An 8,065-nucleotide genomic window follows, 5' to 3' on the forward strand; every position below is an offset into this window, starting at 1 on the left:
CGAGCCGCGAGTATTGGCAGCATCATAGGGCCCTTGACCGGTTGCGATCACGATACGAGCGAGGAAAATCCCGCCGTATCGTGATCTGCACCGCGAGCTTACGGGATCAGACGATCCGGATCAGGATCTCGGAATGCCCGGCGCGGATGACATCACCGTCGGCGAGCTGCCAGTCCTGTACGGGCGAGCCGTTGACCAGCGTGCCATTGGTGGAACCGAGGTCCGAGAGCATGGCCGTCTGGCCGTCCCAGCGAACTTCGATGTGCCGCCGGGAAACCCCGGTGTCGGGAAGCCGGAAGTGCGCGTCCTGGCCGCGGCCGATGATGTTGGAACCTTCGCGCAACTGGTAGGTGCGGCCGGAGCCGTCGTCCAGCTGCAGCGTGGCGGAGTAGCCGGAGCCGCTTCGCGCGGGCGCGGCATAACCGGCCCCGGCGGGCTGCTGGCCGTACCCGGCGGGCTGGCCGTATTGGTCGTCGCCGTACGCGGCGGCGGGCTCGGCGTACCCCGGCTCGGCGTAGCCCGGCTCGGCGTAGCCCGGCTCGGCGTATCCGGCCTGGCCGTACCCGGCCGGCTGGCCGTAGCCCGGGTCCGCGTACCCCGGCTCGGCGTACCCGGGCTGCTGGCCGTACGCCTGATCGGCATAGCCCGGCTGCTGGCCGTAGCCGCCCTGCTCGTACGCCTGCTGGCCGTAGCCCTGCTGGCCGCCCGGGTCCGCGTAGCCCGGCTGCTGGCCGTAACCGGGATCGGCGTAGCCCCCGCCCTGCTGGCCGTAGCCCGGGTCGGCGTAGCCCGGCTGCTGGCCGTACGCCTGATCGGCATAGCCCGGCTGCTGGCCGTAGCCCGGCTCGCCGTACGCCGGCTGCTGGCCGTAGCCCGGGCCACCGGGCTGGTTGTAGTCGTAGCCGTTCTGGTATTCGCCGTACCCCTGCTGATCGGGCGCAGCGCCGTAACCCGGCTGCTGCTGGTCGGGGTACTGCGGGGCACCGCCGCGGCCGTATTCGCCGTAGCCCTGCGGAGCGGGTCGGCTCGCGGGCGGGGGCGCGTACCCGCGGTTTCGTGGATCGGACTCCGCGGGCTCACGGCTTGGGTCGTAGCCTGAGTTCTGCGTCATGGGGCCAGCTCCTGGTTGCGGGTTGGGTCGTGGTGTGCGTTCAGGTCCCACCGCCGGACCCGCCCGGCGGTCGACGCTACCGCCGACGGCGTCCGGGTCCACTCGACCGCGTGTCCTGAACTGTCCGGTGTGCAGCGTAGGGGATGCCTCGAATTCCACGTGCACTTCGCCGTACGTCTGCCAGCCTTGCTCACGGATGTAGTCCTGTAAGTGTTTGGCGAAAGCGCGTACCGCGAGGTCGTGGTCGGCCTGTCCCTCGCCCTGGACGAGCTGCCCCAGGTCCGACTCGTTGATGGTGATGACGTAGCTGTTCGGCGCCAGTAGATGTCCGCCGCCGAGGTCCTGGACATGGTCCGCGGCCTCGCGTTGCAGGGCGGCCTCGACCTCCTGCGGGACCACGCTACCGCCGAAGACACGGGCGAAGACATCGCCGACAGCACCCTGGAGGCGACGTTCGAATCGCGAAACAATTCCCATCGCCCCTCCTCTCGGGTCAGGACGCTCCCTCGAGTGAAGCGCGCTTCGTGTCTGGTTCTCCTGTGGTGTCAAGCGACACGCGGACATGGCGTGTCGCCGCGGGGACACGGTCTTTGCATGATATCCACGATCGTCCACACCTGTAACTCCTGGAAACGGGTCCGGGTTCCCGTCGCGCCATCGGCCGCCCCCAGCGCCGATAACCAGGCGATTTCTTTTTGACGCGTACCCCGTGATACGTTCTTCCAGTCGCTCGGGCGAGTGGCGGAATGGCAGACGCGCTGGCTTCAGGTGCCAGTGTCCGTAAGGACGTGGGGGTTCAAGTCCCCCTTCGCCCACAGAACGCAGAGCCCCATCCGAAACCGGATGGGGCTCTTCGCTTTTCGCTCCCAGTCCGCGCCGCCGTCATTGGGTTCGCGGGTAGGCGACCCTCACCCCGGTGTGAACCGGGTGTGACGAAGATCGCAGACACGCTGGTGAACTCCTCGGCCGGGGCGTTGCCGGGTGGCCTCCGATGGTCCGCGGAGGGATGAAAATCGATTGCCGGAAGGTGCCGGTTCGAGTATGCGTCCGATTTTCTCCGGCCATTGCCTGATGCTCGTTTAGCCAAAACAGAGTTAAACAAACTTGTGGTTTGTTTACTCTTCGGCGACTGCTGGGCAATGATGCCGAGCTGGGCCGAAACGCCAGCTTAACGCGGGTTGAACCGGCGATGTCGGGTAATGACGGTAGTAATCGGCAAACCGGACGCCGGGGGTGTTCACCGTGTCCGTGCGAGGGGTCGAAACTCGTGTCCCGAACGGTACCGCGCGGGGGGTTTCATAACCCTCCGCGGACCGCTCGCAAAGCGTGAGCCAGCAATTAGCGAACGCGGCGGGTTGTCTTCGCGCCAAGGGTATTTCGCCTGGTCGACGCATGCGCCCGCCCGGCAGGTCGGAGGTTGCGTACCCATAACGATTGTGTAGAGTCATCGGCAACGCTGGCCGCAGCTGAGCCGGACTCGCTGCGGCCAGTGGAAATCACTTCCGGGCCGTTGCCACCAGTGTCGAATCGAACACTCCCGCAACCGTTTCCGGTGCGCCGCCCGGCAAGTTGCCGGATATGTGCTCCCGCGGTCCGAACCGATCGGCGGACGGCGTGGCGGTCTCCTCCTCGAGTACCGCCCGGCGGCCGAAGCCGACGACATAGACCAGGAAACCGAGTTCGGCGACCGCGCCGATACCGATCCGGACGGCCGTCGGGAGTCCGCTGGGGGTGACGAACCCCTCCAGAAATCCGGATACCAACAGGACTCCGACCAGCCCCAATGCGATAACGGCGGTGGCACGACCCTGTCGCGCCAGGGCCTGCGGTCGGCTTTCGCGACCGGGGTCCACGAGTGTCCAGCCCAGTTTCAAGCCCGCGCCGCCGGCCACGAAAATGGCCGTCAGCTCCAGCATTCCGTGCGGCAGGATGTACCCGAAGAAGGCGTCCAGACGGCCCGCGTCGGCCATCAGGCCCGCGCTCACGCCCACATTGAGCGCGTTCATGGCCAGCGCGTAGACCGCGGGCAGGATGAGTACCCCCATGAACAGGGCCACGGCCGCGACCGCGGCATTGTTGGTCCACACCTTGGCGGCGAAGGCATCGTGCGGGTGTTCGTAGTAGTAGGTCTCGAACTCACCGCCCGATCGGGTCAACCGGTCGGTATCGGTATCCAGGCCCAGATGCCGTCGCGCCGACTCCGAACGCGCCACCCAGGCGCCCAGCGCGGTCGAGGCGAGCAGGAACAGTGTCGCCACCGAGATCCACCACGGCCGGGCGCGATACACCGCCGCCGGGAAGCGGTGGGTGAAGAAGCGGCCGATCTCACGCGCGGTATCGGTGCGCGCACCCAGCACCCGGCCGCGCGCCCGGGTCAGCACCGCGGAGAGTCCGGCCACCAATTCGGCATCGGCCGAGCGGGATTGCAGGCGGGCCAGCTGCTGTGAGGCGAGCCGGTACAGCCGGACCAGTTCGTCGGTCTCCGCGCCGGAGAGTCGCTTGCGGCGGGTCGCCAGATGATCCAGCCGGTCCCAGGAAGGCCGGTGCAGGAACGTATACGCGTCCAGGTCCATTCGGTTGCCTTCCTGTGCCTCGGCTCGGAAGAATGCTAGTCGCCCCCCAGCAGGAGTGACATGGCCCTTTTCACCACCGGCGAGGCAGTCGCCGTAGAACTGCCCATCGCGCGCATCCCCACGCGGGCCGCGGCGTTCCTGCTCGACCTGATGATCCAGGTGGTACTCGGGGCGATGCTGTTCTTCCTGTGCCTGTATCTGCTGTTCCGCTGGGACGCGGATTCGGCGTGGATCGGAACCATGCTGGTGGTGGTCATCGCGCTCACCCTGATCGGCTATCCGGTGCTCAGCGAAACCCTCACGCGCGGAAGGTCGCTCGGCAAGATGGCGCTGGGCCTGCGGGTGGTGTGCGCGGACGGCGGCCCGATCGACTTCCGGCACGCGGTCACCCGCGGCCTGGCTGGCATCGTGGACTTCTGGATCCTGGGCACCGGGTTGATCGCGGTGGTGGTCTCGCTGTGCTCGCCGAACGCCCGCCGCGTCGGCGACGTGCTCGCGGGCACGGTGGTGGTACACGATCGCAGTCGGCTGCCCTTCGCGGCGCTGGTGATTCCGGTGCCCTGGTTGCAGGGCTGGGCCCGCCAACTCGATATGACCGGCCTTCCGGACGAACTCGCGGTCGCCATGCGCCAGTACCTGACCCGCGTGCGCACCCTGACGCCCGAGGCGCAGGATCGCCTGGGCCGCGCCCTGGTCATCACCGTCTGCGCCCGGCTGCGCACGCCACCGCTGAACGGCTACCCGCCCATCCAGATCCTGGGCGCGGTCCTCGCCGAACGTCAGCGCCGCGCCTTCCCACCCCCGCCGAAGCCGGACCACGCGGTAGACCGGCGCGCTGTCGCCTGACGGGGGAGTCATCCGCCGTTGCGTGACAGGGAGTCACCTGCCGTCGCGTACAGGGAGTCATCCGCTGTTGCCTGACAGGGAGTCACCTGCCGTCGCCTGACAGGGAGTCACTCGTCACCCCGGCATGGCCCCTCCCTGTCATCCCGGCATGCATTCAGCCGGGATCCACCAAACCGGTTGCAGCCCTGCGGGTGTGGATCCCGGCCGAAAACGCGCCGGGATGACGAGAGGCTGCGCCAAAACGCGCCGGGGTGAGGAGGTACTGCGCCCGTATCGCGAATTCCCTTGCGCGCCTTCGTTTACATCGCGCCGGTTTGTTTCAGCTCCAGGTATTCGTCGGCGAGCGCGCCGGGGAGGCGGTCGGGGGATTCGGTGATGACGCGGACGCCCATGCGGCGCAGGGTTTCCCGGGCGACCGCGTGTTCGGCGAGCACCGTCTCGGCGGCGGCCGCGGCGTAGAGGTCGTCGTGGTCGGAGCGGCGGGTGGCGGCGGCCGCGACATCCGGATCGGTGACCGCGACGATCAGGACGCGGTGGCGTTCGGCCAGGACGGGCAGGACCGGGAGCAGGCCCTCCTGCACGGTGGCGGCATCGAGGTGAGTGAACCAGACGACCAGGCTGCGGCGGCGGGCACGCCGCAGGGTGGTGCGCAGCAGGCCCTGGTAGTCGGTGTCCACCAGTTGCGGAGTCACGCTCGCGAGCGCGTGCATGAGCTTGTACTGCAAGCGTTTTCCGCCGAGCCCGCGCACCTGCACGCGCAGCGCGTTGTCGTAGGCGAGCAGGTCCACCGAATCACCGCCGGCGGCCGCGAGTCCGCCGAGCAGCAGCGCCGCCTCGATGGTGGCGTCCAGGCGGGTGCCGTCGCCGACGCGACCCGCGCTGACCCGTCCGGTGTCCAGCAGCATGACCACGTGCCGATTGCGTTCGGGCCGCCAGGTGCGCACCAGCACATCGGTGGCGCGCGCGGTGGCCCGCCAGTCGATGGTGCGCACATCGTCGCCGGCGACGTATTCGCGGAAGGAGTCGAATTCGGTGCCCTGCCCGCGCCGGTTGACGGTATTGCGGCCCTCGAGCTGTTGCAGCTGTTTGACTTTGGAGGCGAGCAGCTTCTCGCTGCGGAACGGCGGCAGTGCCCGCAGCCGCGCCGGAACCTCTCGGCGCACCTGTCGTCCGGCCATGCCGAGCGGGCCGAGCAGGCGCACGGTGACCGGACCGGCGCCGCGCTCGCCGCGATAGGCCGGGGTGAGCTCGGTATGCAGTCGAATCCTGGTGTTGGGCGGCAGTTTCAGCGCGTGCACCTGCTCCCTGGCCCCCGCGCTGGCGGGCCAGTCGTCCCAGAGTCGGCCGCGCAGGGTGCGGTCACCGGAATTCAGCGCGGTGAGCTCGACCTCGATCCCGCGTCCGGCGCGCACCGTGGTGAGCGGAGCGCGCGAAAGCTCCAGTGCCGCTGTCGAACCCAGGAGCAGGACATCGGCGATCACGAGCACCGCGAGCACCGACGTGGCGGTCAGCACACCGATCCACGAGGGCAGGACCAAGGTGACGAAGAGTGCGGCCAGGCCCGCCGCGATAGCCGTCCGGCCGGTGACGACCACGGTCTACACCGGCACGGGGACGGACATCAGCAGCGATGCCATCACCCCTTCGGCGGTGACGCCCTCCACCTCGTGTTCGGGCCGCAGCTGCAAACGGTGCCGAAGTACCGTGGTGGCAACGGCTTTCACATCGTCGGGGGTGACGAAACCGCGACCGTTGAGCCAGGCGAAGGCGCGGGCCGCCGCCATCAGCGCGGTCGCGCCGCGGGTGGACGCGCCGTGCGCGACGGCGGGGGAGGTGCGGGTGGCACGGCACAGGTCGACCATGTACGCCAGCACTTCCGGGCTCAGCGTCACCTGGGCGACGGCCCTGCGGGCAGCGGCGATATGCGCGGCCCCGGCCACCGGCCGCAGTCCGGCGGCGTTCAGATCGCGCGGATCGAATCCGGCGGCATGGCGTTGCAGAATCCGGAATTCGTCCTCGCGCCCGGGCAATTGGACCTCGACCTTGAACAGGAATCGGTCCAGCTGCGCCTCCGGCAGCGGATAGGTGCCCTCCTGCTCGATGGGGTTCTGGGTGGCGATCACCACGAACGGATCGGGCAGCGCCTGCGGTACGCCGTCCACCGAAACCTGGCGCTCCTGCATGGATTCCAGCAGCGCGGACTGGGTTTTCGGTGGGGTGCGGTTGATTTCGTCGGCGAGCAGCAGGTTGGTGAAGACGGGTCCGCGCCGGAAGGTGAATTCCGCCGAATGCGGATCGTAGATCTGCGAACCGGTGACATCGCCCGGCATCAGATCCGGGGTGAACTGGATGCGGGTGTGCTCCAGGTCCAGGGCGGTGGCCAGGGCGCGCACGAGCAGCGTCTTGGCCACGCCCGGAACGCCTTCCAGCAGCACGTGACCCCGGCACAGCAGGGCCAGCACCAGGTACATGACCGCCTGGTCGTTGCCGACCACCGCCTTGCCGATCTCGGCGCGCAGGGCCAGCAGTGCCTGCTGGGCCTGTTCGGGTGTCGGCGTGTGGTTGCCGTCCACGACGACTGTGGGCTCTGATCGGGTCACAAGACCTCCGCTTCGATCCATTCGAGTTGTGCGGCCACGAGTTCGAGGGCACCCCGGTCCGGGACCGGGTCGTACAGGGCGGCGCGCAGGGTGGCCGGGTCCGCGCGCAGCCGGGCGGCCAGGCCCGCGATCACCAGTTCGGGTGTGGTTTCGGCGGTGACGCCGAGCGCGGGCCGCAGCCGTCGCAGGGTGGCCGCTCGCAGTTTCGCCGCCACATGGTCGTGATCGCGAGATTTGCGGTACAGCCCGGCCTGTCCGGCGAGCACCTCCTGGGCGGGAGCCTCCACCGGGAGGGGTTCGCGCACCACCGAGCCACGGCGGCGACCGCGCCACCACAGCACCGTGCCCCAGGCGATGAGCAACTGAGCGCCGCCGAAAGCCGCCCAGGCGGGCAGGGTTTCGAAGATCGAGTCGTTCCCCGCACCGAAGTTCGGCGGGCGCCGGGTGGTGGGCGGCGGTGTGGTGGTCGTGGTCGGCGGCGGTGTGTAGGGCTCCTTGGAGGGCCGCGGTGGCGGTGCGCCGATATGGCTCACCAGGTAGACCAGCAGCACGATGGCCAGCAGTGCGCCCACCCCGGCCCAGAACCGCCAATCACGCAGCAGCGCGGGCAGTTCCAGCGGTTCGCGGACCTTCTTGGCGCGAGGTCCGCGCTTCTTCCCACCCGTGCGGCGTTCCTCGGTGATCTCGACCGGCGCGTTCTTGGGCGGCGGCGCGACCGAGAATTGATCGGCCTGCTCCAGCCTGCGGTACTCGGCTTCGGCGGCGGGTCGGCCACCGTACACGATCTCGTCGAAACTGTCTGCGGCCGAGGGCAGTTCGGCCGCCTCGGGCAGGACGGCGGTGGCGGCGTGCGCGGTTTCGCGGGCGGTGCGGGCGCGCTGTTCGGCGAGAATGCCGCGCTGTTCCAGCCCGCGGGTGACGGCGCGGTAGCGCTC

6 protein-coding genes and 1 tRNA gene are annotated in these 8,065 nt (G+C 69.1%); 2 read left to right on the forward strand and 5 right to left on the reverse strand.

All coding sequences use genetic code 11. The annotated features are described in order from the left end of the window. Positions 1–106 precede the first annotated feature (106 nt). On the reverse strand, positions 107–1,588 hold the full coding sequence (locus tag NA10_RS28035; RefSeq protein ID WP_067573242.1) for an FhaA domain-containing protein: 1,482 nt from the start codon (positions 1,586–1,588) through the stop codon (positions 107–109). Positions 1,589–1,843: 255 nt separating this feature from the next. Here NA10_RS28035 and NA10_RS28040 point away from each other — a divergent pair. Then, positions 1,844–1,926: transfer RNA gene (locus NA10_RS28040), tRNA-Leu, on the forward strand. 681 nt (positions 1,927–2,607) lie between these two features. On the opposite strand, the gene NA10_RS28045 is transcribed toward NA10_RS28040, so the two are convergent. Continuing rightward, positions 2,608–3,684: a stage II sporulation protein M gene (locus NA10_RS28045; protein WP_084515318.1), complete on the reverse strand. Its 1,077-nt coding sequence runs from the start codon at positions 3,682–3,684 to the stop codon at positions 2,608–2,610. Positions 3,685–3,744: 60 nt separating this feature from the next. Here NA10_RS28045 and NA10_RS28050 point away from each other — a divergent pair, with 60 nt between their 5' ends. Beyond that, positions 3,745–4,530 (forward strand): RDD family protein, encoded by a 786-nt coding sequence (locus NA10_RS28050; RefSeq protein ID WP_067573244.1) that lies wholly within the window; start codon positions 3,745–3,747, stop codon positions 4,528–4,530. 299 nt (positions 4,531–4,829) lie between these two features. On the opposite strand, the gene NA10_RS28055 is transcribed toward NA10_RS28050, so the two are convergent. The 3 genes from NA10_RS28055 to NA10_RS28065 all read right to left on the reverse strand — a co-directional run. Then, positions 4,830–6,125: a DUF58 domain-containing protein gene (locus NA10_RS28055; protein ID WP_067573246.1), complete on the reverse strand. Its 1,296-nt coding sequence runs from the start codon at positions 6,123–6,125 to the stop codon at positions 4,830–4,832. 3 nt (positions 6,126–6,128) lie between these two features. After that, on the reverse strand, positions 6,129–7,130 hold the full coding sequence (locus NA10_RS28060) for an AAA family ATPase (protein WP_373862435.1): 1,002 nt from the start codon (positions 7,128–7,130) through the stop codon (positions 6,129–6,131). After that, the coding region (locus NA10_RS28065) for a DUF4129 domain-containing protein (protein ID WP_067573250.1) at positions 7,127–8,065 on the reverse strand (939 nt) is incomplete at its 5' end. The genes NA10_RS28065 and NA10_RS28060, both read right to left, overlap by 4 nt.

It is taken from the genome of Nocardia acidivorans NBRC 108247, assembly GCF_001625085.1.
Lineage (GTDB): Bacteria > Actinomycetota > Actinomycetes > Mycobacteriales > Mycobacteriaceae > Nocardia > Nocardia acidivorans.

Bases quoted from the DNA above. Each gene is read 5' to 3' on its own strand.
- NA10_RS28045 (WP_084515318.1), bottom strand. From the start codon at position 3,684: ATGGACCTGGACGCGTATACGTTCCTGCACCGGCCTTCCTGGGACCGG.
- NA10_RS28035 (WP_067573242.1), bottom strand. From the start codon at position 1,588: ATGGGAATTGTTTCGCGATTCGAACGTCGCCTCCAGGGTGCTGTCGGC.
- NA10_RS28050 (WP_067573244.1), top strand. From the start codon at position 3,745: ATGGCCCTTTTCACCACCGGCGAGGCAGTCGCCGTAGAACTGCCCATC.